The 25106-nt window shown below is 66.4% G+C and carries 25 protein-coding genes; 20 read left to right on the top strand and 5 right to left on the bottom strand.

The window, feature by feature from the left end:
- The first annotated feature begins 149 nt into the window (after positions 1 to 149).
- The 13 genes from A9973_RS23995 (at position 150) to ppa (ending at position 14707) form a co-directional block, all read left to right on the top strand.
- Positions 150 to 4154: a Pls/PosA family non-ribosomal peptide synthetase gene (locus tag A9973_RS23995; protein ID WP_183016162.1), complete on the top strand. Its 4005-nt coding sequence runs from the start codon at positions 150 to 152 to the stop codon at positions 4152 to 4154.
- Entirely contained in the window at positions 4151 to 4774 is a 624-nt protein-coding gene (locus tag A9973_RS23990; RefSeq protein ID WP_183016161.1) for a 4'-phosphopantetheinyl transferase superfamily protein, read from the top strand. The genes A9973_RS23995 and A9973_RS23990 overlap by 4 nt, the downstream gene beginning before the upstream one ends.
- A gap of 82 nt (positions 4775 to 4856) precedes the next feature.
- A complete protein-coding gene (locus A9973_RS23985) occupies positions 4857 to 5459 on the top strand; it encodes a DUF2889 domain-containing protein (RefSeq protein WP_105554863.1) in 603 nt (200 codons plus the stop codon).
- 10 nt (positions 5460 to 5469) lie between these two features.
- Positions 5470 to 6630: an ADP-forming succinate--CoA ligase subunit beta gene (gene sucC / locus A9973_RS23980; protein WP_183016160.1), complete on the top strand. Its 1161-nt coding sequence runs from the start codon at positions 5470 to 5472 to the stop codon at positions 6628 to 6630.
- Between the two features lie 103 nt (positions 6631 to 6733).
- The gene (gene sucD, locus A9973_RS23975; protein ID WP_054423501.1) at positions 6734 to 7615 is read left to right on the top strand and encodes a succinate--CoA ligase subunit alpha; all 882 of its coding nucleotides are present in this window, start codon (positions 6734 to 6736) and stop codon (positions 7613 to 7615) included.
- A 280-nt stretch (positions 7616 to 7895) separates the two neighbouring features.
- Positions 7896 to 8594 carry a TerC family protein gene (locus tag A9973_RS23970; protein WP_183016159.1) on the top strand — a complete coding sequence of 233 codons (699 nt, stop codon included), beginning with the start codon at positions 7896 to 7898 and terminating at the stop codon, positions 8592 to 8594.
- Positions 8595 to 8708: 114 nt separating this feature from the next.
- Positions 8709 to 9425 (top strand): TerC family protein, encoded by a 717-nt coding sequence (locus tag A9973_RS23965; RefSeq protein WP_183016377.1) that lies wholly within the window; start codon positions 8709 to 8711, stop codon positions 9423 to 9425.
- Positions 9412 to 9534, top strand: coding sequence for a hypothetical protein (locus tag A9973_RS31270; protein ID WP_006218348.1), 123 nt, complete (start codon positions 9412 to 9414; stop codon positions 9532 to 9534). Before A9973_RS23965 ends, A9973_RS31270 begins: the two co-directional genes overlap by 14 nt.
- Before the next feature lie 9 nt (positions 9535 to 9543).
- Entirely contained in the window at positions 9544 to 10491 is a 948-nt protein-coding gene (gene hemC / locus A9973_RS23960; protein ID WP_183016158.1) for a hydroxymethylbilane synthase, read from the top strand.
- Positions 10491 to 11291: a uroporphyrinogen-III synthase gene (locus A9973_RS23955; protein WP_183016157.1), complete on the top strand. Its 801-nt coding sequence runs from the start codon at positions 10491 to 10493 to the stop codon at positions 11289 to 11291. The genes hemC and A9973_RS23955 overlap by 1 nt, the downstream gene beginning before the upstream one ends.
- A gap of 37 nt (positions 11292 to 11328) precedes the next feature.
- The gene (locus tag A9973_RS23950; protein ID WP_183016156.1) at positions 11329 to 12522 is read left to right on the top strand and encodes a uroporphyrinogen-III C-methyltransferase; all 1194 of its coding nucleotides are present in this window, start codon (positions 11329 to 11331) and stop codon (positions 12520 to 12522) included.
- Positions 12523 to 12527: 5 nt separating this feature from the next.
- The gene (locus A9973_RS23945) at positions 12528 to 14144 is read left to right on the top strand and encodes a heme biosynthesis HemY N-terminal domain-containing protein (protein ID WP_183016155.1); all 1617 of its coding nucleotides are present in this window, start codon (positions 12528 to 12530) and stop codon (positions 14142 to 14144) included.
- A gap of 32 nt (positions 14145 to 14176) precedes the next feature.
- Positions 14177 to 14707 (top strand): inorganic diphosphatase, encoded by a 531-nt coding sequence (ppa, locus tag A9973_RS23940; protein WP_183016154.1) that lies wholly within the window; start codon positions 14177 to 14179, stop codon positions 14705 to 14707.
- Here ppa and A9973_RS23935 read toward each other — a convergent pair whose 3' ends face one another.
- From A9973_RS23935 to A9973_RS23920, 4 genes are all read right to left on the bottom strand, one after another.
- Positions 14708 to 15544 (bottom strand): IclR family transcriptional regulator, encoded by an 837-nt coding sequence (locus A9973_RS23935; RefSeq protein WP_183016153.1) that lies wholly within the window; start codon positions 15542 to 15544, stop codon positions 14708 to 14710.
- 15 nt (positions 15545 to 15559) lie between these two features.
- Positions 15560 to 16321 (bottom strand): SDR family NAD(P)-dependent oxidoreductase, encoded by a 762-nt coding sequence (locus A9973_RS23930; RefSeq protein WP_183016152.1) that lies wholly within the window; start codon positions 16319 to 16321, stop codon positions 15560 to 15562.
- Positions 16321 to 17532: an ABC transporter substrate-binding protein gene (locus A9973_RS23925; RefSeq protein WP_183016151.1), complete on the bottom strand. Its 1212-nt coding sequence runs from the start codon at positions 17530 to 17532 to the stop codon at positions 16321 to 16323. Before A9973_RS23925 ends, A9973_RS23930 begins: the two co-directional genes overlap by 1 nt.
- Before the next feature lie 81 nt (positions 17533 to 17613).
- Positions 17614 to 18012, bottom strand: a complete 399-nt coding sequence (locus A9973_RS23920; RefSeq protein WP_175177723.1) for a cupin domain-containing protein — start codon at positions 18010 to 18012, stop codon at positions 17614 to 17616.
- Positions 18013 to 18187: 175 nt separating this feature from the next.
- On the opposite strand from A9973_RS23920, the gene A9973_RS23915 reads away from it, so the two are divergent.
- The 7 genes from A9973_RS23915 (at position 18188) to A9973_RS23885 (ending at position 23614) form a co-directional block, all read left to right on the top strand.
- Entirely contained in the window at positions 18188 to 18967 is a 780-nt protein-coding gene (locus tag A9973_RS23915; RefSeq protein ID WP_183016150.1) for an SDR family NAD(P)-dependent oxidoreductase, read from the top strand.
- Positions 18968 to 18977: 10 nt separating this feature from the next.
- Entirely contained in the window at positions 18978 to 19739 is a 762-nt protein-coding gene (locus A9973_RS23910; protein ID WP_183016149.1) for an ABC transporter ATP-binding protein, read from the top strand.
- A 1-nt stretch (position 19740) separates the two neighbouring features.
- A complete protein-coding gene (locus A9973_RS23905; protein ID WP_183016148.1) occupies positions 19741 to 20433 on the top strand; it encodes an ABC transporter ATP-binding protein in 693 nt (230 codons plus the stop codon).
- Between the two features lie 13 nt (positions 20434 to 20446).
- Entirely contained in the window at positions 20447 to 22324 is a 1878-nt protein-coding gene (locus tag A9973_RS23900; protein ID WP_183016147.1) for an ABC transporter permease, read from the top strand.
- Positions 22324 to 22626: a Dabb family protein gene (locus A9973_RS23895; RefSeq protein ID WP_183016146.1), complete on the top strand. Its 303-nt coding sequence runs from the start codon at positions 22324 to 22326 to the stop codon at positions 22624 to 22626. Before A9973_RS23900 ends, A9973_RS23895 begins: the two co-directional genes overlap by 1 nt.
- Positions 22627 to 22745: 119 nt before the next feature.
- Positions 22746 to 23441: a fumarylacetoacetate hydrolase family protein gene (locus tag A9973_RS23890; protein ID WP_183016145.1), complete on the top strand. Its 696-nt coding sequence runs from the start codon at positions 22746 to 22748 to the stop codon at positions 23439 to 23441.
- Positions 23442 to 23482: 41 nt separating this feature from the next.
- Positions 23483 to 23614: an entericidin A/B family lipoprotein gene (locus tag A9973_RS23885; RefSeq protein ID WP_008164311.1), complete on the top strand. Its 132-nt coding sequence runs from the start codon at positions 23483 to 23485 to the stop codon at positions 23612 to 23614.
- Positions 23615 to 23692: 78 nt separating this feature from the next.
- Here A9973_RS23885 and A9973_RS23880 read toward each other — a convergent pair.
- A partial coding sequence (locus A9973_RS23880; RefSeq protein ID WP_255469275.1) for a PhoH family protein occupies positions 23693 to 25106 on the bottom strand: 1414 nt, incomplete at its 5' end.

Here is a 25106-nt window from a genome sequence, read left to right as displayed (position 1 = left end):
GTCCTCAGGCCGGCGGCGCGGGTGCAAGCCCCAGGTTCGCGTGTCGCAAGCGCGAATCAGGGGATTTTTTTTGAGCGGGAGCTTGAACGAATTCGCGCGGCGTGGGTCAATAAGAAAAAAATCCCCACAGCCGGATTCTCGCCGTTCCTATGATTCTTCAAGGCCCCTATCGGCCGGATCTGCTTACCGCGGAAACGTTGCCCGATATTCTGGAAGCCACGATCCTGCGGTCTCCCGCCGCCGCCGCCATCCACTGGCTGGATCAAACCCTGACGTACGACATGCTGGGCCAGCGCGCCGATCTGGCCGCGCACCATCTGATCGAGGCCGGCGTGCGGCCCGGCCAGATCGTGGGCCTGTGCCTGCCGCGCGGCGCGGACCTGCTGGTGATGCAGGCGGCCATCGCCAAGGCTGGCGCGGCATGGTTGCCGTTCGAATCCGATACGCCGCCCGACCGCATGCTGGCCTGTCTGCAGGACGCGGGCGCGGAGGGGCTGATCGCGGGCGCCGACGTGCGCCTGGACGGCATGGCCACCTGGACCACCTGGGCGCTGTCGATGCCCGTGGAAGCCGGCTTGCGAAAGCGGGAAGGGCTGCTGCCCGAACATCCCGCCTACGTGATCTACACGTCCGGCTCCACCGGCAAGCCGAAAGGCGTACCGATCAGCCAGGCCAGCATCTGCCATTTCCTGCGTAGTGAAAACGAGGTGCTGGGCGTGCGGGCCGGCGACAAGGTCTACCAGGGATTCTCGGTGGCCTTCGACATGTCGTTCGAAGAGATCTGGATCAGCTACCTGGTCGGCGCAAGCCTGTGGGTGGCGCCCAAGATGTTGACGACCGACCCCGAAGGCCTGCCCGACGCGCTGGTGCAAGAAGGTGTCACCGTGCTGCACGCGGTGCCGACCTTGCTGGCGCTGTTCGCGCGCGACGTGCCGGGGCTGCGGATCGTGAACCTGGGCGGCGAGGTGTGCCCCGACTTCCTCGTGCCGCGATGGTCCACGCCCGGCCGGCGCCTGTTCAATACCTATGGCCCGACGGAAACCACGGTATCGGCGAGCCTGGCGGAATTGCTGCCGGGTCAGCCGGTGACCATCGGCACGCCGCTGCCCAATTACGGCATGCTGATCCGCGGCGAGGACGGCGCGGTGCTGCCGCAAGGGCAGGTCGGCGAGCTTTGCATCACCGGCCCGGGCGTGGCGGGCGGCTATCTGGGGCGCCCCGAGCTGACGGCGGAAAAATTCCTGGCCAATCCGCGGCCTGTCGGCGATCACGACACGCGCATGTACCGCAGCGGCGATCTGGCCCGCATCGACGAGCACGGCCAGATCCAGTGCCTGGGCCGCAGCGACGATCAGGTGAAGGTGCGCGGCTTCCGGGTCGAGCTGGGCGAGATCGAAGCGGCGCTGTACCGGCAACCGGGCGTGGGCGCGGCGGCGGTCGTGTTGCGCGATCTGGGGGGCATCGATCAACTGGTGGCCTTCCTGAAACCCGAAGGCGAAGCGCGGCTGGACCTGCACGCCCTGCGGGCCGCGCTGGCGCAGGGCCTGCCTGCCTATATGATCCCGGCGCGCTTCGAGCGGGTCGCCGAGGTGCCGCGCCTGACCTCGGGAAAGATCGACCGCAAAGCGCTCAAGTCGCGTGAACTGGAAAGCGTGTCCGAGCCCAGCGGCGAAGACGACGACGCCGTCACGCCCGGCGAACAGGCGCTATTCGATGCGCTGCGCCCGTTGTTCCCGGGGCAGCCCCTGCGCCTGGCCAGCGATTTCTTCCGCGACCTGGGCGGCCATTCCCTGTTGGCCGCGCGGTTGGTGTCTTCACTGCGCAAGCATCCGCAGTTTTCGGCGCTGACGATGCACGAGCTCTATCAGCATCCGGGCCTGGGGGCGCTGGCCGCGCGCCTGGACGCGCTGGCGGCGGCCCGGCCGGTCGCGGCGGAAGGTGCAAGCGGCGGCGAGGGCGACGGAAAGACCCACGCCGGCGCCGCCGACCTTGCCGCCCGTGCGCCGGAATGGCGGCGCTGGGCATGTGGCCTGGCCCAGCTGGCCGCGCTGCCGCTGCTGATCGGCGTGCGCATGCTGATCTGGTTGACGCCCTTTTTCACCTATCACTATTGGACGGGCGACGAGGGCGACTCGGTCTGGCGCGCGGTGGCGCTGTCCATTGCCAGCTATCTGGTCTGCAACCTGCTGAGCTTCGGCGTGGCCGTGGCCTGCAAGTGGGGCATCCTGGGCAGGCTCAAACCAGGCCGCTATCCGCTGTATGGCTGGCGCTTCTACCGGTGGTGGCTGGTGGACCGGGTGCTGGACATTCCGCCGGCCCATCTGCTGGCCGGCTCCCCGTTGCAGGTCTGGTACCTGCGGGCGCTGGGCGCGCGCATCGGCCGGGATGCCGCCATCAGCCGCATCTCGGTCCGCGCGCCGGACCTGCTGTCGATCGGCGATGGCGTCAGCATCGGCGCGGCGGTCAATCTGGAGAACTTCGCGGTGCGCGGCGGCGTCTGGGAAGTGGCGCCGATCACCTTGGCGGACAACGCCTACGTCGGGTCGTACGCGGTGCTGCAAGGCGACGTGTCGATGGGCGAGGGCGCGCGGCTGGACGGCCTGTCGTCGCTGGCGTCGGGCGCGCGCGTGCCGGCGGGGCAGGTCTGGACGGGCTCGCCCGCGCGGCACGCTCCCCAGGCGCAGGCGCCTGAATTGCCGCCTCGCCCCGTCCGCGAGGGACGCCTGCGCCGGCTGGACGTGGTGGCTTATGCCCTGGGCGGCACGCTGATCGCCGCGTTGTTCTTCATGCCGGTCTTCCCCAGTTTCGTGCTGATCGACTGGATCGACGCGCGCTGGCTGGACCTGACGGGCGACCGCGTGTCCTGGCCCTACGCCTTCCTCTGCTATCTGCTGCTGGCATTGCCGGCCAGCGCCTTGCTGCTTTTGCTGACGGTGCTGGTGTCCGCCCTGCTGCGCTGGGCGCTGCTGCCCAGGCTGACGGGCGGACGTTGGCCGGTCTACGGGCAGATCTATCTGCGCCGATGGCTCACCAACCAGATCCAGGAATCCAGCCTGAGCGTGCTGCACGGCCTGTACGCATCGATCTACGCCGGCACCTGGTATCGGCTGCTGGGGGCGAAAGTGGGGCGCGGCACCGAAATCTCCACCGCCATGGGCATCGTGCCCGACATGCTGACGCTGGGACGCGACAGCTTCATCGCCGACGGCGTCATGCTGGGTGACGAGGAAATCGACCGGGGCTGGATGACCATGCGGCCCACCGTCATCGGCAACCGCAGCTTTGTCGGCAACGGGGCCTACGTGCCTGATGGCTCGGTGCTGCCTGATGACGTGCTGATCGGCGTGCAGAGCCGGGCGCCGGCGAACGGCCGCATGGCCAGCGGCCAGACCTGGCTCGGCAATCCGCCGCTGGCCTTGCCCGCGCGGGAACAGACGGCGGGCTTCCCCGCGCATCTGACGTTCCGGCCCAGCCTGGGCCGCAAGGTCGCGCGCGGCGCGGTCGAAGGCATGCGCATGATCCTGCCGCTGGCGGTCGTGATCGCGGTGGGCTACCTGACCGTCATGAAGGTCATCCCGATCGCCGCGGCCCACGGCTTCCTGGCCGCGTTCGATGAACTGATGCTGGCGGGCGTGCTGTACGGCCTGGGCACGTTCCTGTTCCTGGTGCTGCTGAAATGGGTGCTGGTGGGCCGGTACCGGCCGCGCGCCGAGCCCATGTGGACGCCCTTCGTCTGGAAGAGCGAGGCGGTGACCAGCCTGTACGAGTCGATCGCCGTGCCGAACTTCTTCAATTTCCTGCGCGCGACGCCCTGGCTGCCCCTGGCGCTGCGCTGCATGGGCGCCCGCATCGGCAAGCGCGTTTTCATGGACACAACCGACGTCACCGAATACGACTGCGTCCAGATCGGCGACGACGCGGTGCTGCATGCCTGGTCCGGGCCGCAGACCCACCTGTTCGAGGACCGCGTCATGAAGATCGGACTGGTCCGCATTGGCCGCGGCGTCAACGTCGGCCCGCGCAGCACGATCCTGTACGACACCCACGTCGAGGACCGCGCCGTGCTGGGCCCGTTGACCCTGGTGCTGAAGGGCGAAGCCATCCCGGCCGGGCAGGCCTGGATGGGCAGTCCGGCCACCCCGTGGACGCGATGAGGGAGATCAGGGCGTCGGCCATTGCCCAGTTCCAGGCGACGACGGCGGCCCCGCCGGCGACGCTGCGGTTGAACGAGGCGGGCGCACCGGTCGAGTTGTGGCTGCTGCACGCGGCGGCCGGCCGGGAAGGGCAGCGCCAGGCCGCCCGGGACTGGCTTTCCGCTGAACTGTTGCGCCGGGACGGCACGCCACCGGCCTGGGCCGAAACGCCCAAGGGCCCGGCCATGGCGCCGGGCGCCCGCTGGAACAGTTCTTTCTCTTACTGTGGCCCCTATATCCTGTGCGGCCTGTCGCGCCTGGGCATGCCCGGCGTGGACCTGGCCGACGGCGGGGCAGGGGGCGGAGAAGGCGACATCGACGTCGCCCGCCTTTATTGCGGTCCGGAAGCCGCAGCCCGCCTGGCCGCCTGCGACCCGTCCGCGCGCGCGGACGCCTTCGCCCGGACCTGGAGCGCGCTGGAGGCCCGGTTGAAGGCGTGCCGCCGCGGGCTGGAGGAATACACGCCCCTGCGGGAACGCCATCTGGCCGCCGCGCGGCTGACCGGCCAGGTCCGCCACGACGGGCTCTGGGCCTCCGCCGCGCTGTGTCCCCCAGCGGCCGGCCCGCAGCAAGACGGTTGATGGCCGCCCGCCTGCGCTATACTTTCAAGGTTTTGTTGCCGCGCACCATGCGCAGGCCATCTTCGCCCCGCAGGCCCCCAGCATGCCCTTGCCACCGCCGGATTACCCTCGCCAACCGCTGCACACGCGTTCCATACGCGTGCAGTCGTATGCGCGCGAGGACGGCAATTGGGATCTGGAAGCCGAGCTGATCGACGTGAAGGCGTACGATTTCCCCAAGAGCGACGGCAAGATGTTCAAGGCCGGGCAGCCCATCCACCATATGCACCTGCGCATCACCATCGACGAGAATTTCTCGATCGTGGCGGCGCAGGCGGTCTATGACGCCGCCCCTTACGGCGGTCATTGCATGGCCATCGAGCCGGCTTACACTGATCTGATCGGCATGAATCTGCTTAAGGGATTCCGCCGCCAGGTCAAAGAGCGGTTCGGGCACGTGGAAGGCTGTACGCACATGACCGAGCTGTCGCAGGTGCTTCCCACCGCGGCGGTCCAGACCATGGCCAACCGCCGGCGGCAGGAAACCAACCCGAACCGGCGTCCATTCCAATTGGACGGCTGTCATGCGCTCAGCACTGGCGGCCCGGTGGTGGCTGAGCACTATCCCAAGTGGTACACCGGGGGTAGCGCTGAGGCATCGGCCGATTCGTCCTCCGATTCACCTTCTCTTTCTCATACGTCCTGACAGGTAACACATGAAAATCCACGAGTATCAAGGCAAGGAACTGCTGAAGCAATTTGGCATCCCGGTGCCGCGCGGGATTCCCGCTCTTTCCGTCGACGAGGCCGTGGCTGCCGCTGAAAAGCTGGGTGGACCGGTTTGGGTCGTCAAGGCACAAATCCACGCGGGCGGCCGCGGCAAGGGCGGCGGCGTGAAGCTGGCGCGCTCGCTGGACGACGTCCGCAAGCTGGCCTCGGAAATCCTGGGCATGCAGCTGATCACGCACCAGACTGGCCCGGAAGGCCAGAAGGTCCGTCGCCTGTACATCGAGGACGGCGCCGACATCCAGAAGGAATACTACGTGTCGCTGGTCACTGACCGCGCCACGCAGAAGGTCGCCTTCATCGCCTCCAGCGAAGGCGGCATGGACATCGAGGAAGTGGCCCACTCCACTCCCGAAAAAATCATCACCGAATACATCGATCCGCTGACCGGCCTGTCCGCCGAGCAAGCCACCAAGATCGCCAACGCGATCGGCCTGCCCGCCGACTCGACCGCCCAAGCCGTGGACGTGTTCCAGAAGCTCTACACGTGCTACATGGACACCGACGCGTCGCTGGTTGAAATCAACCCGCTGAACCGCGACGGCAAGGGCAACATCATCGCCCTGGACGCCAAGTTCAACTTCGATCCGAACGCCCTGTTCCGCCACCCGGAAATCGTCGCCTACCGCGACCTGGACGAAGAAGATCCGGCTGAAATCGAAGCCAGCAAGTTCGACCTGGCCTACATCCAGCTCGACGGCAACATCGGCTGCCTGGTGAACGGCGCCGGTCTGGCCATGGCCACGATGGACACCATCAAGCTGTTCGGCGGCGAGCCGGCCAACTTCCTGGACGTCGGCGGCGGCGCCACGGCCGAGAAGGTCACCGAAGCGTTCAAGATCATGCTCGCCAACAAGAGCGTGAAGGCCATTCTGGTCAACATCTTTGGCGGCATCATGCGCTGCGACGTCATCGCCGAAGGCGTGATCGCTGCTTGCAAGGCCGTCAACCTGAACGTGCCGCTGGTCGTCCGCATGAAGGGCACCAACGAAGAACTCGGCAAGAAGATGCTGGCCGACTCGGGTCTGCCGATCATCAGCGCCGACACGATGGCCGAAGCCGCCACCCGCGTCGTAGCCGCCGTTAAGTAAATATGCCCCCTCGCCGCGCCCCTTCGTGGCTTGCTGCCCCCCATGGGGGAGCTTTCCACCTTGGGACGGCCCGGCGGTAAAAGAAATTGCCAAGGATTCACAAATGTCGATTCTGATCAACAAGGACACCAAAGTCATCACCCAGGGCATCACGGGTAAGACGGGCCAGTTCCACACCCGCATGTGCCGTGAGTATGCCAATGGTAAAGCCGCCTTCGTGGCTGGCGTGAACCCCAAGAAGGCGGGTGAAGACTTCGAAGGCGTGCCGATTTTCGCTACGGTGAAAGACGCCAAGGCCGACACCGGCGCGACCGTGTCCGTCATTTACGTGCCGCCGGCCGGTGCCGCCGCCGCCATCTGGGAAGCTGTCGAAGCCGAACTGGATCTGGTGATCTGCATCACCGAAGGCATCCCGGTCCGCGACATGCTGGAAGTCAAGAACCGCATGAAGGCCAAGGGCAGCAAGACGCTGCTGCTGGGCCCGAACTGCCCGGGTCTGATCACGCCGGACGAAATCAAGATCGGCATCATGCCGGGCCACATCCACCGCAAGGGCCGCATCGGCATCGTCAGCCGTTCGGGCACCCTGACGTACGAAGCCGTGGCGCAAGTTACCGAGCTGGGCCTGGGTCAATCCAGCGCCGTCGGCATCGGTGGCGACCCCATCAACGGCCTGAAGCACGTCGACGTCCTGAAGATGTTCAATGACGATCCCGACACCGACGCCGTCATCATGATCGGCGAAATCGGCGGTCCGGACGAAGTCAACGCCGCTGAATGGGCGAAGGACAACATGAAGAAGCCGGTCGTCGGCTTCATCGCCGGCGTCACCGCGCCTCCTGGAAAGCGCATGGGCCACGCTGGCGCGCTGATCTCCGGCGGCGCCGACACGGCCGATGCCAAGCTGGAAGTCATGGAAGCTTGCGGCATCCGCACCACGCGCAACCCCTCCGAAATGGGCAAGCTGCTCAAGTCGGTGCTGTAAGTCTTCAGCATTGCGCCAAAAAGCCCGCTTCGGCGGGCTTTTTTTCGTCCGTCCTCGGGGTGATGGCTGGAAATTCCCGGGTGACCCTAGGGAAATCCCGTGTCCATATCGCGGTCGCGCAAACATACGGAAAGCTGAACGAAACTATAATGAAAGAAATTTCGCACGTACCCAGCAAGAATGCCGTCGGGCTCGCACCAAGACGGTCAGTACGGCTTTCGTTTTTTTTCATCCATTAATTTGGTTTGTCCTAGGGGGATCACACCTAGGAAAGAGAGGCATGGAACTCAGTTCAGCGGCATTCTGGATAGCGTTGCTCCAGATCATTTGGGTCAACATCCTGCTATCAGGCGACAACGCCGTGGTTATTGCGCTGGCGGCACGTTCGTTGCCTCCGGCCCAACAGAAGAAAGCGATCACGATCGGCTCGGCCGCCGCGATCATCATGCGTATCGTGCTGACCCTGGTGGCGGCCAAGTTGCTGCTGCTGCCGTGGTTGAAGCTGATCGGCGCGTTGCTGCTTGTCTACATCGGCGTGACGTTGCTGATGCCGGAAGGCGAAGAAGACGGTGCGGGCAAGACACAAGGCAATCTGCTGACGGCAATTCGCACTATCATGATTGCCGACCTGGTCATGAGCCTGGACAACGTGGTCGCGGTCGCCGCCGCCGCGATGGGCGACACGACCTTGCTGGTATTGGGCCTGGCCATCAGCATCCCCCTGGTCATCTTCGGCAGCACGTTGCTTCTGAAGGTCATTGAGCGTTTCCCGGTCATTGTCTGGGTGGGGGCGGCGCTGCTGGGCTTCATCGCGGGCGAATTGCTGGTCGGGGATCCCGTCCTGCAGGAACCGGTGGCGCGTATCGACGCGGCATTGGGCATCACCCATCACAGCTTCGAGCTGATGACCGGGGTGCTGGGCGCGGTGCTGGTGCTGGCAATTGGTAAAGTTTTGCTGATGCGCCAGAAAGCTGACTGAAAGCTGAATTACAATAATTAGTTGTTTTGAATGATCCTGCCGTGCACGGCACGGCAGGATGGCCGGCTCGGGACCGGCCTTTCTTTTCATATAAATGCCTTCGGGGGTTCTATAGTGCTTGAGTTTTTCCAGACGCTGAGTTGGGCAGCGGTATTCCAGATCATCCTCATCGACATCCTGCTGGGCGGCGACAACGCCGTCGTGATCGCGCTGGCTTGTCGCAACCTGGCCCCCAAGCAGCGCATGCAGGGCATCATGTGGGGCACCGCGGGCGCCATCATCCTGCGTGTCGTGCTGATCGCCTTCGCACTGACGCTCCTGTCGATTCCGTTCCTGAAAGTCGTGGGCGGCCTTCTGCTTCTCTGGATCGGCGTCAAGCTCCTGGTCCCTGAAGACGATGCGCATGGCAACGTGAAGGGCGGGACATCCATCGCCGCGGCCATCAAGACCATCATCATCGCCGACTTCGTGATGAGCCTGGACAACGTGATCGCCATCGCCGGCGCGGCCCAGAACGCCCATGCCGACCATCAGATCGGCCTGGTCGCCTTCGGCCTGATCGTCAGCGTGCCGATCATCATCTGGGGCAGCACGCTGGTCCTCAAGCTGATCGACAAGTACCCGTTGGTTGTTACGTTTGGCGCCGCCTTGCTGGGCTGGATCGCCGGCGGAATGCTGATTACCGATGTTATTGTCGAACGTCAATTCGGTGTTCAGCCCACTACGGTTAAAATCGCCGCTGAAATTATCGGCGCCTTGCTCGTTGTTGTCCTTGGACGGTGGCTGGCAAGCCGCAAAACCGCTTCCAAGGAATCCCATGAGTCTGCGTAGATCCGTTGATCCCCAGCAATCCGAATCGGGCCTGAGCCTCCTTCAGGGCCTTTTCGTGCTGGCCATCCTCGGGGTAGTCGCGACGGTCATCGTCTCCAATTTCGTTTGATGACGTCTCGTGTCTCTTCCGCAACGCCTGGTCATCGCGACCCGCGCCAGCCGGCTTGCCCTGTGGCAAGCCGAGCATGTGCGCGACCGGCTGCGCACGCTGTACCCGGCGTGCGCGGTTGAGCTTCTTACCCTGACGACCCGGGGCGACCAGATCCTCGACCGCACCCTTTCCAAGGTGGGCGGTAAAGGACTGTTCGTCAAGGAACTCGAAAACGCGCTGCTCGACGGGCGCGCCGATCTGGCCGTGCACTCCTTGAAGGACGTGCCGGTGGATCTGCAAGCCCCGTTCGAGCTTTGCGCCGTCCTTGATCGCGCGGATCCGCGCGATGCCTTCGTGTCCAATCGCTATGCGACGCTGGCAGACCTGCCGGCGGGCGCAGTCGTGGGTACGTCCAGCCTGCGCCGCGAATCGCAGATCCGCGCGCGCTACCCGGCCCTGGTGGTCAAGCCGCTGCGCGGCAACCTGGACACGCGCCTGGGCAAGCTGGACAAGGGCGAATACGACGCCATCGTGCTGGCGGCCGCCGGGCTGGAACGCCTGGGGCTGGGCGGGCGCATCAGCAGCCTGCTGGACCCGGCCGACAGCCTGCCGGCAGCCGGGCAGGGCGCGCTGGGCATCGAAATCCGTGACGACCGCGACGACATGCGCGCGTGGCTGGCGCCGCTGATCAGCGCCGCCACCACGTCCTGTGTGCTGGCTGAGCGGGCCGTGTCCCGCAAGCTGGGCGGTTCGTGCCAGGTGCCGCTGGCGGCATTCGCCGAGATCTCGGGCGACACGCTGTCGCTGCGCGCGCTGGTGGCATCGCCCGACGGCACGCGCATGGTCCACGCGACCCGCAGCGGCCCGGTGGACGGCGCCGAAGCGCTGGGTATCGCCGCCGCACAAGAGCTGTTGGATGCCGGGGCCGCCGCCATCCTCCAGGAACTGCTGCAAGACGACGCCCGGCCGGACTGATGTCCACGCCGCCGCGCGTCGCTGTCCTGACACGGCCCGCGGGCCGGAACGAGGCGCTGGCCGGCCGTCTGACCGACGCCGGCTGGTCCGCCTGCATCCTGCCGGCTCTTGAAATCCACCCGCTGGACGTCGCCGCGGCGGACCTGCCGCGGCCGGCGGACTTCGACATGGTCGTGTTCGTCAGCGGCAATGCGGGCAAGCAATACCTCGACCAGTTGGCCCGCGCCGACGGTCCGTCCGCCTGGCCGGCGGGCACGGTCGCCGCCACGGTCGGGCCGGCCAGCGCCCAAGGCCTGCGCGAATCCCCGGGCTTTGGCGCGAATACAACAGTCCTGCATCCTGGCGAGGCTGCGCCCAGCCACGACTCCGAAGCCCTGTGGAATGTGCTTTGCGGCCTGCCGCGGCTGCCGGCCCGCGTGCTGCTGGTGCGCGGCACCCAGGGCCGCGACTGGCTGGGCGACCGGCTTGAGGCGCACGGCGTGGCCGTCACGCGCCACGCGGCCTATCGGCGCCATCCGGCAAGCTGGGACGCGGCGCAACGGGCGGCGCTGCGGCGTTGGGCGGATGCCGGCGTCAGCGCCACTTGGCTCATCACCAGCGGGGAGGGCGCGGACGCCGTGCGCGCGGCCCTGGACGCCGCAGGGCTGGCCCCCTGGTGGGGCCAGTGCCGCTTCGTGCTGACGCACCCCTCGCTGGCGCGACGCGTGCCGGCGGGCTGTCATGATGGCGAACCCTCAGCAATGGTAAAAATCTGCTTGCCCAACGACGAGTCGATTTTCCAGGCTTTTGTTGCTGCTTGATTCGTTGCATCGGACAGACACCGAATACAATCGCGTCATGACAGACAAGACTCCCGCTACCGATCCGGCCGTTCCCTCGGCCGCCCCGGGCGCAAGCGCGCCCGCATCGGCCCCGGCCGATTCCGTCAAGGCCCGTCCGGCCAAGCGCGGCAGTGGCCCATTGGTCACCGCCCTGATAATCGTCATCCTGCTGGCCGTCGGCCTGGGTTACGCGCTGTGGAAGCAGCGCACGCAGTTCGTGTCCGCCGGGCGCGAGGTCGCGTCGCGTATCGACACGCTGACGGCCGACGTGGCGCAAGCCCGCAAGGACACGCGCGAAGCCCTGGCCTTGGCGCAAGCCCAGGCCGGCCGCGTGGGCGAGCTCGAAGACACTGTGCGTGAAGCGCAAAGCCAATACAGCGCGCTGCAACTGGCCTGGCAGAACTTCAACGACAGCGCCAGCGACGAACTGCTGGCCAACGACATCGAACGCCTGCTGACCATCGCCAACCAGCAGTTGCGCCTGGCCGGCAACGTGTCCAATGCGATCGTGGCGCTGGAAACCGCGCAATCGCGCCTGGCCCGCGCCGACCGCCCCCGCTTCTCCAGCCTGCAACAGGCGATCAACGGTGACCTGGACCGCTTGCGCGCCGTCTCCACGGTTGACATCCCGGCGCAATCGGCCCGCATCGAACGATTGGTGTCGCTGGTCGGCAAGGCCCCCTTGCTGGTGCCCGACAACATCGCCCCGGGCGTGGTCGCCGCCGGCGAAAGCCGCCCGGCCGTGGCGCCCGCGCCAGCGGTCGATCCACTGGCCGGCCTGCCGGCCGATGCCCCGTGGTGGCAGCGCTGGCGCGCCGAAGTGGTCTCCTGGCCTGGCCGCGCGGGTTCCGCGCTGGCGCAGGAACTGGGCGGCCTGATCACGATCCAGCGCGTGGACGAACCTGCCGCCTTGCTGCTGTCGCCCGAACAGGCCGACCAGGTGCGCGGCACGCTGCGCCAGCGCCTGCTGACCGTGCAACTGGCCATGTTGATGCGCCAGCCGGCCGTTTGGAAGAGCGAGCTCGACAACGTCGGCGTCACGCTCGCCAAGTACTTCGACAACCGCTCCCCCGACACCGTCGCCGCCCAGACGCTGGCACGCGAACTGGCGCAGACCGACATCGCCGTGCGCATGCCGGAAGTGGCCGACAGCCTGAACGCCGTGGCCGCCTTGCGCGCCGCGGGTTTCAAGACTAGCGGGCAGGACTGAGCCTTATGCGTACCTGGTTCTGGACTCTGCTGCTTGCCGTCATTGCCGTCGCCCTGGCGGTGGTGCTGCGTTCCCATTCCGGCAACGTGCTGTTGCTGGTCTGGCCGTGGCGCATCGGGATGTCGTTGACGCTGGCCGTGCTGCTGATCGTCGCGGCCTTCATCGCGCTGTACATCGGCCTGCGCCTGCTGGCATGGCTGCTGGCCATTCCCGACCGCGTCCGCGTGTGGCGCGGCAAACGCGCCCAGGCGCGCGACCACGAATTGCTGGAACGCGGCTGGATCGGCCTGCTGGAAGGCCGCTATACCCACGCCGAAAAGGACCTGACCAAGCTGCTTGAGCAGACCAAGGTCCAGACCCGCCGCGTGTTGGCCGCCCTGTCCGCCGCGCGCGCCGCGCATGGCCTGGGTGAATTCGACCGCCGCGATCGTCTGCTGGCGACCGCTCAGGAACACGCCGGCACCGAGCCGGGCCTGGTGGAAGCCACGGCCACGGTCTCGGCCGACATGCTGCTGGACCAAGGCCGCGCCGAGCGCGCGCTGGCGGTGCTGGCGCCGTTGGCAGATGGCGGCGCCCGCCATCTGCACACCATGCGTCTGTTGTTGCGCGCACACACCGCGCTGCACCACGACGAACAAGTCTTCACGCTGGCCCGCGGCCTGGTGCGCCGCAATGCGCTGGCCCGCAACGAAGCCGATCAGCTGATCGACGCTTCCGGCGCGGCGCGTCTGCGCGCGGCGGCCAATAGCGACGCCTGGCGCGCCATCTGGAAAGACTTGAAGGCCGAAGAACGCCTGCTGCCCGATATCGCGCTGGCGGGCGCGGCCGCTTTCGAAGCGGCCGGCGAAGCCAACGAAGCGGCCCGCGTGCTGGAAGCCGCCGTGGCCGTGAAGTTCAATCCGACGCTGGTAGCTGCCTATGCTCGCTGCGAAGCCGAACAGGTGTCGCGCCGGCTGGCGAAGGCCGAGACCTGGCTGCAGCAGCGTCCCACGGATCCCGATCTGCTGACCGCGCTGGGCATGCTGTGCCTGAACGGCCAGTTGTGGGGCCAGGCCGAACGCTATCTGCTGCGCAGCCTCAGCCGCCGCAGCGATGCGCGGACGCATGCGCTGTTGGGCAGCCTGTACGACCGCCTGGACCGTCCGGCCGATGCCGTGCGCCACTGGCGCCTGGCCACGGCGGCCAGCATGGCGCTGCCGGTGCTGGCCGCGGATGCCGCGCTGCCTGCCGCGGACACGGGTTCGGACCCTTACCGCGTGGACGCCGAAGGCGGCTACGCGGTGGGCTTGTCGGACGCCGACGGCGATGCCGAGAACGGCGGCGACTACCCGGCGCTGCCGCCGTCGGTGGCCGCGTCGGCCTCCGACTTCGTGCTGGATCCGGATGCGCGCGTCAACAAGGACCAGCGCGCCCGCGCGCTGGCGCCGGAAGACGCGCCGCTGGCTGGCGGCACGTCCGACATCGACGAGTACTTCGACAGCGCCCCGATCCCGGCGGCGGCTTTCGACGAACCCGTGCCGACGTACTCGCCGGCCAGCCCCAAGCCCGCCGCACCCGCCGCGCCTGCCGCGGCGCCGGTGCCGGCCACCAAGCCGCCGTTCAAGGACGACGGCTCGCTTTGAACATTTCTTCAGACAAACAACAAGGTTGAATCATGAGTCTTGATCGCGTCTCCCCTGGCAAGAAGCTGCCGGAAGACTTCAACGTCATCATCGAAATCCCCATGAACGCCGACCCGGTCAAGTACGAGGTCGACAAAGAGTCGGGTGCGATTTTCGTTGACCGCTTCATGCTGACCGCCATGCACTACCCGTGCAACTACGGCTACATCCCCCAGACCCTGTCCGACGACGGCGACCCCGCCGACGTGCTGGTGCTGACCCCGTTCCCGATCCAGATCGGCGCCGTCGTGCGCTGCCGCGCAATCGGCGTGCTGGAAATGGACGACGAGTCGGGCGGCGACGCCAAGCTGCTGGCCGTGCCGATCGAAAAGCTGTACCCCCCGTACCGCAACATCAAGTCCTATGAAGATCTGCCGACCGAAGACGTCGCGCGCATCCAGCACTTCTTCGAGCACTACAAGGATCTGGAGAAGGGCAAGTGGGTCAAGGTCAAGGGCTGGAAGGGCGTCGATGCCGCCCACCAGGAAATCGTGAGCAGCGTGGAACGCTACAACAAGGCCTGATCAGGCCTTGGGCCGCGCCGGTGCTGCACCGGCCGGCGCTCTGATGCGGCGCGGCCGCGACGGCATGATGCCGATCGCCGCCGCGCCGTTGCTTTGCGGGGCCTGCAGGTTCCGCGACACCTCGGCCGCCGCGACCTGGATGCGCGCCTGCAGGATGTCCAGGCGGTCGGGCGGGGTGTGCGCTTCCGAAGCAATGAATACCAGGCTGCCCACTACCTTCTGTTCGGCGCTGAAGATCGCCGCGCCGATCCCCATCAGGCCGCGGTCGACTTCGCCATGCGAGACGCACACGCCCGCCGTGCGCAGCCGCTTCAGATTCGCCCGGAACGCGTCCCAGTCGTCCCCCAGCCCGGCTTCGCGGATTTCGGCTGCATGCCACAGCATCAGGTTGCGCAGCTGGTAGGGCGGCAGGTTGGCCAGGATGGGCTTGGCGGTGGCACCGCGGAACATCGGGAAGGGCCGGCCGCGCGCATAGCTGGATTCGATGGAGTGGTCGGTCCAGTAGCGGTCCACGCACAGGACCTTGTCGCCGTAATAGCTGCACAGCATCAGGTTGGCGTGAAGCTCGTCGCCTGTCGCGCGCATGACCTCGCGCGCGGCGCGCATCAGCGGATCGTGCTGGCGCAGGTGCCGGTCGAGCTCGATGATGCGCGACCCCAGCACATAGGCGCCGCCGGCGGTAGGCGCCAGCAGGCCGCTTTCGGTCAGCGATTTCAAGTAGCGGTAGGCGGTGGCGCGCGAACACTCCAGATGCGCCATGACGTCTTCCTGGAACGCGGCGGTGGTGCCGTCGCGAAAGAGGTCGAGGATGGACAGCATGCGGTCGGGAGTGCTCATTGCTTGTGGGAACGCCTAGTGAATGTGGAAGCCGCCGTTGACGTCGACCACGATGCCGGTTGAGTAGGAGGACAGGTCCGAGGCCAGGAAGAGGATGGCCTGCGCGACGTCGGCGGGTAGGCCGAAGCGTTGCAGCGGAATGCCCTGTTTGAGTTCTTGTTCCCAATTTTCGCCGAATTTGCCGAGCGTCATATCGGTTTCGATGATGCCCGGCGCCACGCAATTGGCGCGCACGCCGCGCGGGCCGAGTTCGCGCGCCAGCGCCTTGGTGAAACTGATGACCCCGCCCTTGGAAGCCGCGTAGTGCGACCCGCCCAGCAGGCCGCCGCCGCGCAGGGCGGCAGTGGAGCCCAGGTTCACGATGGCGGGGCGCCGCGTGCTTTCCAGCAGGGCCGGCAAGGCCGCGTGCGTGATGTTGTAGGTGCCGGTGAGGTTCACGTCGATCATGCGGCGGAATTCGTCTTCGGCCAGGTCCCAGATGCGGGTCGCGGCGACGATGCCCGCGTTGTTGACCAGGATGTCGACGCCGCCCAGCGCTTGCGCCGCGTGCGCCACGGCGGCTTCGCAGGAGGCGGCCCGCGACACGTCGCAATGCAGCTCCACGCGGCCTTCGGCCAAGCCGGCGCCGGCGCGCTCGGGATAGGCCTGGTCCAGAACCGCCACGGTGGCGCCTTGCGCCAGGAACAGGTCAACGACGGCCGCGCCGATGCCACGGGGGTTGGCGCCCCCCGTGACAACGGCGCGCTTGCCGGCCAAGAGGCCAAGCGCGCCGTCCATCACGACTTCACCAGCGCGCAGCCGCCGTCCTTGAGCGGGCGGAAGGCCTGCTCGGCCGGGATCTTGCGCACCAGGTTGTAGTAGTCCCATTCGCGCTTGGACTCGGACGGCTTCTTCACCTGGAACAGGTACAGGTCGCGCATGACCCGGCCGTCTTCGCGGATGCGGCCGTTTTCCGTCATGAAGTCATTGATGGGCGTCTCGTGCATTTTCTTCAGCACGGCCTCGGATCCGTCGGTGCCTGCTGCCTTCACGGCGTTCAGATAATGCATGGCGGCGCTGTAGTTGCTGGCCTGCACCATCGAGGGCATGCGGCCGGTGCGCTTGAAGTAGCGTTCGGACCACTGGCGCGCCTTGTCGTCCTGATCCCAGTAGAAGGGCTCGACCAGGTTCAGGCCCTGGGCGTATTCCAGGCCCACGCTGCGCACGTCCACGATGCTCATGAAGAGCGCGGCCACGCGCTGCTTGCTGCCCATGATGCCGAATTCGAACGCCTGCTTGATGCTGTTGATGGTGTCGCCGCTGCCGTTGGCCAGCCCGATCACCTGCGCCTTGGACGCCTGCGCCTGCAGCAGGAACGACGAGAAGTCCGAGCTGGCGATGGGATGGCGCACGCTGCCGACGACCTGGCCGCCGCGGGCCTTCACCACCGCCATCGCGTCGCGTTCCAGCGAATGGCCGAAGGCGTAGTCGGACGTGATGAAGTACCAGCTCTTGCCGCCGTCATCCATCACGCCGTTGGCCACGCCGGTGGCATAGGCGTAGGTGTCGTACGTCCAGTGCATGCCGTTGGGCGAGCAAGCCTTGCCCGTCAGGTCCGCCGACCCCGCGCTGGTGAAGATCACGACGCGCTTCATTTGCCGGGTCAGGTCCTGGACCGCCAGCGCGATGGCCGAGTTGGGCACGTCCAGGATCAGGTCCACCTTGTCGTTCTCATACCAGCGGCGGGCGATGGACACGCCGATGTCGACCTTGTTCTGGTGGTCGGCCGAGATCACTTCGATCGGCTTGCCCAGCACGGTGCCGCCGAAATCCTCGACGGCCATCTTCACGGCTTCCACGCCGAACTTGCCGGACAGGTCAGCCATCATGCCGGACTGGTCGCCCAGCACGCCGATCTTCACGACATCGTCCGACACCTGCGCCTGGGCGGACAGGGACAGGGTGCCCAGCACGCAGGCGGCAAGGCTGTTCTTGATTCGGGTCTTCATGGGGTTGTCTCCTCGGGGGCTTGGTTCTGTTGCGCGCCGCCCTGTGCCGGGCGGTCGCGCGGGGGTATTCGGCGGTCCGGCCTATTCCAGCGTCTGGCCGGCGTAGGCGTCGATGAACAGGTTGGGTTTCAGGAAAAAGCTCAGTACGAGCGCGCCGTTGGGCGCGCGCGCCACGTGCTGGTTGCCTCGCGGACGCCAGACGTAGTCGCCCGCGCACACTTCGCCTTCGGCATCCACGATGGATCCCTCCAGCACGAAGGTCTGCTCGACCTCCACATGTTCATGCAGCGGCAGTTCGGTGCCGGGCTGCCAGCGGAAGAGGGCGGTGAGCAGGCCGGACTCCTTGTCCTGCATCAGCACCTTCATCTCGATGCCTTCCACCTGGGTGGGTTTCCAGGGCAGGTCGGCGACTTTCAGGAAGCGCGAGGCCAGTGGCGGCAACGCATTGGCCGCAGGGCAGCCGGGGGTTTCGAGGGCCATGGTTTGTCTCCTAGCCGTAACTCGTTATTGAAGATAAAGTAAAAATCTTGTTATTGAGTGTTTAAAAATAGTCGCGTATATTGAGATTGATGTCAACTTTGTTTTTGCATCCAGAAAGCAAAGGCGATACAGGCCGGACCCAGAGATCCGGTGCATATAAGACAAGGAGACAAGCTTGAAACACGACTATCTGGACCAGACGTTCGGTCTGGCGGGGCGCGTCGCGCTGGTGACGGGAGCCGCCAGGGGGTTGGGCTTCGCCATCGCGCGGAGCCTGGGAATGGCGGGCGCGGAGGTCGTGGTCAACGACCTGTCGGCAGAGGCCTGCGACGCCGCTTGCGCACGCTTGGCGGAGGACGGCATCAAGGCCCGCGGCGCCGCGTTCGATGTGGCCGACGGCGAGGCGGTCGCCGCCGCCGTCGCCCGGCTGGAGGCCGTGGGATTGGCCATCGACGTGCTGGTCAGCAACGCCGGCAACCAAAACCGCAAACCTGTGGTGGAGATGAGCCCCGCCGAGTGGCAGGCGTTGCAGAACGTGCATGTCAACGGCGCGTTCCATTGCGCCCGCGCCGTCTTGCCCGGGATGGGCAAGCGCGGGTTCGGGCGCATCATCCTGATGTCGTCCGTGGCGGGGCAGGCGACCATGCCGAACATCGCCGCCTACGCGACCGCCAAGGGCGCCATCGCCGCGTTCGCGCGGGCGCTGGCGGTGGAATACGGCGCCAGCGGCGTGACCTGCAACGCGCTTGCGCCGGGTTTCGTCCGCACGGATTTCACGCAGGGGCTGCAGGACAATCCGCAGTTCCAGTCGTTCCTGTCGACCGCCGTGCCGACCGGGCGCTGGGCCGCGCCGGAAGACATCGCGCCCGCTGTGGTGTATCTGGCGTCGCCGGGCGCGTCGTTCGTCAACGGGCATGTCCTGGCGATCGACGGCGGCCTGTTGGCCCGCATGTAGGAGCGCCGCCATGAGCACCCAAGCGGTTCTGTCCGCGCAGGGGCTGGTCAAGCGGTTCGGCGGCTTCAATGCCGTCGACGGCGTGACCCTCGCCCTGCAAGAAGGCTCCATCCACGCATTGATCGGCCCCAATGGCGCCGGCAAGACCACCTGCTTCAATCTGCTGACCAAATTCCTGGCGCCCGACGCAGGCGTCATCCATTACCGCGGGCGCGATATCACCTCGCTGGCCCCGGAGCAGATCGCGCGGCTGGGCATCGTCCGCTCGTTCCAGATCTCCGCCGTCTTCCTCGGCCTGACCGTGTTGCAGAACATGCGCGTGGCCCTGATGCGCCAGCATGGCGACGGCCTGCGTTTCTGGCGCAGCCGGCGCAGCGTCGACCGCCTGAACGGCCGCGCGATGGAATTGCTGGACGCGGTCGGCCTGGCGGCGCTGGCGGACAGCACTGCCGCGCTGCTGCCCTACGGCCGCAAGCGCGCGCTGGAAATCGCCATGACGCTGGCGCTGGAACCCGAGGTCATGCTGCTGGACGAGCCCATGGCGGGGCTGGGCCAGGAAGACGTCGCCCGCATCGCCGCGCTGATCCGGCGCGTGTCGGTGAACCGCAGCATCCTCATGGTCGAGCACAACCTGTCAGTGGTGGCCGACCTGTCCGACACCATCACCGTGCTCGCGCGCGGCGCGGTGCTGGCGCAGGGCGATTACGCGGCCGTCTCCCGCGACGAGCGGGTCATCACCGCCTACATGGGCTCCGACGAGGAGGCGCACTGAGATGCTGTCGATCAAAGACCTCAACGCCTGGTATGGCGAGTCCCATGTGCTGCACGGCGTGGACATCGACGTGAACCGGGGCGAACTCGTCACCATCCTGGGCCGCAACGGCGCGGGCAAGACCACGACGCTGCGCGCCGTCATGGGCATCCTTGACAAGCGGCGCGGTTCCATCCGGTTGAACGGGCAAGAAACGGTAGGCATGGCGCCGCACCGCATTCCGCGCCTGGGCGTGGTGTATTGCCCCGAGGAACGCGCGGTGTTCCGTAGCCTGAACGTGACCGAAAACCTGATGCTGCCGCCGCGCCTGGCCGCCGGCGGCATGTCGCTGGACGAGATCTACAGGCTGTTCCCGAACTTGCGCGAACGCAGCGCCAGCTCGGGCGGCAACCTGTCCGGCGGCGAGCAGCAGATGCTGGCCATTGCGCGCATCCTGCGCACGGGGGCCCAGCTGATCCTGCTGGACGAGCCCACCGAAGGGCTGGCACCCGTCATCGTGCAGCAGATCGGGCAGGCCATCCGCACCTTGAAGGAGCGGGGCTTCACCATCGTGCTGGTCGAGCAGAACTTCCGCTTCGCGACCAAGGTGGCCGACCGCCATTACGTCATGGAGCACGGCTGCGTGGTCGACCAGCTGTCGGCGGATGAGGCGCGCCGCGATCCCGCCCGGATCGCACGCCGCCTGGGCGTCTGAGAGGAGAATGCCTGTGTTCGAAATTTTCGGTGTGCCGTCCACGGCGCTGTTCGGCCAACTGCTGCTTGGCCTGATCAACGGGTCGTTCTACGCCTTGCTCTCGATCGGCCTGGCGGTGATCTTCGGCCTGTTGAACATCATCAACTTCGCCCATGGCGCGCAGTACACGGCGGGCGCGTTCCTGGCCTGGATGCTGCTGAACTACCTGGGGATGAACTACTGGGCCGCGCTGGTGCTGGTGCCGCTCATCATGGCGGTGTTCGCCATCGTGACCGAGCGCCTGCTGATCTCGCGCACGTACCGCATGGACCACCTGTACGGGCTGCTGCTGACTTTCGGCATCGCCCTGCTGATCGAGGGCGGCCTGCGCCAGGCCTACGGCGTGTCGGGCCTGCCCTACATCATCCCCAAGGCGCTGACCGGCGGTGTCAACCTGGGCTTCATGTTCCTGCCCTGGTACCGCGGCTGGGCCGTGGCGGTGTCGCTGGTGCTGTGCCTGGCCGTCTGGGTGCTGATCGAGAAGACGCGGGTGGGCGCGATGCTGCGCGCGGCCACGGAGAATCCCACGATCGTGCGCTCGTTCGGCATCAACGTGCCGCTGCTGATCACGCTGACCTATGCGCTGGGGGTGGCGCTGGCGTCGGTGGCCGGCGTGATCGCGGCGCCCATCTACCAGGTCAGCCCGATGATGGGATCGAACCTGGTGGTGGTCGTGTTCGCGGTGGTGGTCATTGGCGGCATGGGCTCGATCATGGGCGCCATCGTCAGCGGCTTCGGGCTGGGCATCATCGAAGGCCTGACCAAGGTGTTCTATCCCGAGGCCGCCAACCTGGCGATCTTCATCATCATGGTGCTGGTGCTGCTGTGCAAGCCGGCGGGGCTGTTCGGCAAGCCCTTGCAGGTGCAGAACGTGCTGGCCGCGGAAGCGACGCGCCAGCCCGTGCAACTGAGCCGGCGCGCCATGCGCGTGTCGATGGCGGCGCTGGCGGTGGTGGCGCTGATCGCGCCCTGGTTCGTCTATCCCACGTTCCTGATGAAGGTGCTGTGCTTCGCCCTGTTCGCGGCGGCGTTCAACCTGCTGGTGGGCTATGTGGGCCTGCTGTCGTTCGGCCATGCGGCATTCTTCGGCGCCGCGGCATACGCCACGGGCATCGTCATGAAGCTGTTCGGCGCCACGCCGGAACTCGGCCTGCTGGCCGGCGTGGTCACGGGCGGCCTGCTGGGTCTGCTGTTCGGCGCCATCGCGATCCGCCGCCAGGGCATCTACTTCGCGATGATCACGCTGGCGCTGTCGCAGCTGGTCTATTTCATCGCGGTGCAGGTGGGCTTCACGGGGGGCGAGGACGGCCTGCAGAGCGTGCCGCGCGGCAAGCTGTTCGGCCTGTTCGACCTGGAAAGCGTGATGCCGATGTATTACTTCACGCTGGCCGTGTTCGCGCTGGGCTACGCCTTCGTGCTGCGCGTGCTGAATTCGCCGTTCGGCGAAGTGATCCGTTCGGTGCGCGACAACGAGCAGCGCGCCCGGTCGCTGGGCTATTCCACGTCGCGCTACAAGCTGATCGCCTTCACGCTGTCGGCGTCCGTGGCCGGGTTGGCGGGCGGGCTGAAGGTGCTGGTGTTCGGCGTGGCCTCGCTGACCGACGTGCATTGGCATGCGAACGGCGAGGTCGTGCTGATGGCGTTGCTGGGCGGCATTGGCACGGTGTTCGGGCCGCTGGCCGGAGCGCTCACCTTCGTGTCGCTGCAGAACTACCTGGCGCCGCTGGGGTCCTGGGTGCTGATCGTCCAGGGCGCGATCTTCGTCTTGTGCGTGCTGCTGTTGCGAGACGGCATCATGGGGCTGGTGTCGCGCGCCTGGCTGGCCGCGACCCGCGTGAAAAAGGAGTCCTGATGTTCCTGCATGTCGTGATGTTGCAACTGTCGGCCGCGGCCGATGCGGATTTCCATGGGCGGGTAGCGGGGTATTGCGACCGGATCCTGGCGGAATGCGACGGGGTGTCGGGGTACGCGTTCCGGCCCAACCAGGCCGCCCGCGCCGACGGTCTGACCCATGCGGTCGTCGCCGCCTTCGCGGACGGCGCGGCGCATGACCGCTATCAGGTGTCCGCCGCGCACCAGGAGATGAAGGCCTACATGGCGGATTTCATCGAACGCCTGGTGGTGTTCGATGGGGATATCCCTACGTTTTCCTGAACGCGCAAGGGGCGCGCCTTGCGCCCGGGAAAGCGATAAACTCGCGGATGATTTTTGATATCCGGGCCGCCCCAGGATAAAGCTGCCCGCCTCACGTATTTGTCATAGGTTGATCGCTCATGGACTACGTACTACCTCCCCAGCCGCCCGTCGCGGTCCCCGTCGCCGGCAGCGCCGCGCTTTTTCCGGTCCGCCGCGTGTACTGCGTCGGCCGCAATTACGCCGAACATGCCAAGGAAATGGGTTTCACGGGCCGTGAAGACCCCTTCTTCTTCTGCAAGCCGGCCGATGCCGTGCTGAGCGTGGCTGACGGCGAAACCGGCAAGATGGCCTATCCGCCCAAGACCTCCAACCTGCACTACGAGATGGAACTGGTCGTGGTGCTGGGCAAGGGCGGCCGCGATATCCCGGTCGAAGAAGCCAATGACTGCGTGTGGGGCTATGCGCTGGGCCTGGACATGACCCGCCGCGACTTGCAGGGCGAAATGAAGAAGCAGGGCCGCCCCTGGGAAATCGGCAAAGCGTTCGACGAATCCGCCCCGATGGGCCCGATCCACCCGCGCAGCGTCGTCGGCACGCTGGACAAGGGCGCGATCTGGCTGGACGTGAACGGCCAGCGCAAGCAGTCCAGCGACATTTCGCAGATGCTGTGGAACATCCCGGAAAGCATCTCGTACCTGTCGGGTCTGTTCGAACTGCAGCCGGGCGACATCATCTTCACGGGCACCCCCGAAGGCGTGGGCGCGGTCGTGCAGGGCGATGTGATCACCGGCGGCGTGGAAGGCCTGGGCGAACTGCGCGTGCAGATCGCCTGATTCCGGCACCGTTTTCTTTCATCTTGTTCAGGAGTTCCAGCATGCGCGGCAAGATCGTGCTGACCGCCTTTGTCGTGTTCGGGTTCGTGCTCGCCGGTTGCAATACCGTCGCCGGCATGGGCAAGGACATGTCGCGGGCCGGCAATGCCATCACCAACGCGGCCGACAAGTAACCGTCGGCCCCGTTGCCCAGGCAAGAAAAAGCCCCTTGAGCGATCAAGGGGCTTTTTCCATACTTGACCGCGGATGCCCTACAGCACATCCCCCGCGTAGTCGGCCAGGCGGGAACGTTCGCCGCGCTGCAGCGTGACGTGCCCCGAGTGCGGCCAGCCCTTGAAGCGGTCGACGACGAACGTCAGGCCCGAACTGCCTTCGGTCAGATACGGCGTATCGATCTGGGCGACGTTGCCCAGGCAGATCACCTTGGTGCCGGGGCCCGCGCGGGTCACCAGCGTCTTCATCTGCTTGGGCGTCAGGTTCTGCGCTTCGTCGATGATCAGGTACTTGTTCAGGAACGTGCGGCCGCGCATGAAGTTCAGCGACTTCACCTTGATGCGCGAACGGATCAGGTCCATGGTGGCGGCGCGGCCCCAGTCCCCGTTGCCCTCGCCGTCGCCCATGTTCAGCACGTCCAGGTTGTCTTCCAGCGCGCCCATCCACGGCAGCATCTTCTCTTCTTCCGTGCCGGGCAGGAAACCGATGTCTTCACCGACGGGCACCGTGACGCGCGTCATGATGATCTCGGTGTAGCGCTTGGTCTCCAGCACCTGCGTGATGCCCGCGGCCAGCGCCAGCAGCGTCTTGCCCGTGCCTGCCTGGCCCAGCAGCGACACGAAGTCGCATTCCGGGTTCATCAGCAGGTTCATAGCGAAATTCTGCTCGCGGTTGCGCGCCGTGATGCCCCAGACGTTGTTCTTGCCGTGGGTGTAGTCGCGCAGGGTTGCCAGCACCGCCATCTTGCCGCTGACTTCGCGCACTTGCGCGTACAGCGGCATCTGGCCTTCGAAGTAGACGAACTGGTTGACGACGAACTGCGAGCACAGCGGGCCGTGGATGCGGTAGAAGGTGGTGCCGCCTTGCTGCCACGATTCCACGTCCTTGCCGTGCTTGTTCCAGAAGTCTTCGGGCAGCTGCATCACGCCCGAATACATCAGGTCCGAGTCTTCCAGGACGTGGTCGTTGAAGTAGTCTTCGGCGGCCATGCCCAGCGCGCGCGCCTTCAGGCGCATGTTGATGTCTTTCGACACCAGCACGACTTCGCGCTGCGGGTACTTTTCCTGCAAGGCCCGGACGACGCCCAGGATCTGGTTGTCGGCCTTGCCCATCGGCAGGTCGGAAGGCAGGGTGCTGTGGATGGCGGTCGTCTGGAACATCAGGCGTCCGGTGGCGTCCTTGTTGCCCAGCTTGGCCAGTTCCAGCCCTTCGTCCAGCTGCGTGGTGTCCTGCACCAGCGCGTCCAGCGAGCGGCTGACCTGGCGCGCGTTGCGCGCCACTTCCGACATGCCCTTCTTTTGGTGGTCCAGTTCTTCCAGCGTCATCATCGGCAGGAAGATGTCGTGCTCTTCGAACCGGAACAGCGAGCTGGGATCGTGCAGCAGCACGTTGGTGTCCAGCACGAACAGCTTGCGCGGCGCGTTCTGGGCACGCGGCTTGCCGCGCTTGGAG

The organism is Achromobacter sp. UMC46 (genome assembly GCF_014170335.1).
Lineage (GTDB): Bacteria > Pseudomonadota > Gammaproteobacteria > Burkholderiales > Burkholderiaceae_B > Achromobacter.
The sequence above is the reverse complement of the archived record's forward strand: the minus strand, read 5'-3'. Positions and strand labels throughout refer to the sequence as shown.

Bases quoted from the DNA above. Each gene is read 5' to 3' on its own strand.
- A9973_RS23995 (WP_183016162.1), top strand. From the start codon at position 150: ATGATTCTTCAAGGCCCCTATCGGCCGGATCTGCTTACCGCGGAAACG.
- A9973_RS23990 (WP_183016161.1), top strand. From the start codon at position 4,151: ATGAGGGAGATCAGGGCGTCGGCCATTGCCCAGTTCCAGGCGACGACG.
- A9973_RS23985 (WP_105554863.1), top strand. From the start codon at position 4,857: ATGCCCTTGCCACCGCCGGATTACCCTCGCCAACCGCTGCACACGCGT.
- sucC (WP_183016160.1), top strand. From the start codon at position 5,470: ATGAAAATCCACGAGTATCAAGGCAAGGAACTGCTGAAGCAATTTGGC.
- sucD (WP_054423501.1), top strand. From the start codon at position 6,734: ATGTCGATTCTGATCAACAAGGACACCAAAGTCATCACCCAGGGCATC.
- A9973_RS23970 (WP_183016159.1), top strand. From the start codon at position 7,896: ATGGAACTCAGTTCAGCGGCATTCTGGATAGCGTTGCTCCAGATCATT.
- A9973_RS31270 (WP_006218348.1), top strand. From the start codon at position 9,412: ATGAGTCTGCGTAGATCCGTTGATCCCCAGCAATCCGAATCGGGCCTG.
- A9973_RS23955 (WP_183016157.1), top strand. From the start codon at position 10,491: ATGTCCACGCCGCCGCGCGTCGCTGTCCTGACACGGCCCGCGGGCCGG.
- A9973_RS23950 (WP_183016156.1), top strand. From the start codon at position 11,329: ATGACAGACAAGACTCCCGCTACCGATCCGGCCGTTCCCTCGGCCGCC.
- A9973_RS23945 (WP_183016155.1), top strand. From the start codon at position 12,528: ATGCGTACCTGGTTCTGGACTCTGCTGCTTGCCGTCATTGCCGTCGCC.
- ppa (WP_183016154.1), top strand. From the start codon at position 14,177: ATGAGTCTTGATCGCGTCTCCCCTGGCAAGAAGCTGCCGGAAGACTTC.
- A9973_RS23935 (WP_183016153.1), bottom strand. From the start codon at position 15,544: ATGAGCACTCCCGACCGCATGCTGTCCATCCTCGACCTCTTTCGCGAC.
- A9973_RS23930 (WP_183016152.1), bottom strand. From the start codon at position 16,321: ATGGACGGCGCGCTTGGCCTCTTGGCCGGCAAGCGCGCCGTTGTCACG.
- A9973_RS23925 (WP_183016151.1), bottom strand. From the start codon at position 17,532: ATGAAGACCCGAATCAAGAACAGCCTTGCCGCCTGCGTGCTGGGCACC.
- A9973_RS23920 (WP_175177723.1), bottom strand. From the start codon at position 18,012: ATGGCCCTCGAAACCCCCGGCTGCCCTGCGGCCAATGCGTTGCCGCCA.
- A9973_RS23910 (WP_183016149.1), top strand. From the start codon at position 18,978: ATGAGCACCCAAGCGGTTCTGTCCGCGCAGGGGCTGGTCAAGCGGTTC.
- A9973_RS23905 (WP_183016148.1), top strand. From the start codon at position 19,741: ATGCTGTCGATCAAAGACCTCAACGCCTGGTATGGCGAGTCCCATGTG.
- A9973_RS23895 (WP_183016146.1), top strand. From the start codon at position 22,324: ATGTTCCTGCATGTCGTGATGTTGCAACTGTCGGCCGCGGCCGATGCG.
- A9973_RS23890 (WP_183016145.1), top strand. From the start codon at position 22,746: ATGGACTACGTACTACCTCCCCAGCCGCCCGTCGCGGTCCCCGTCGCC.
- A9973_RS23885 (WP_008164311.1), top strand. From the start codon at position 23,483: ATGCGCGGCAAGATCGTGCTGACCGCCTTTGTCGTGTTCGGGTTCGTG.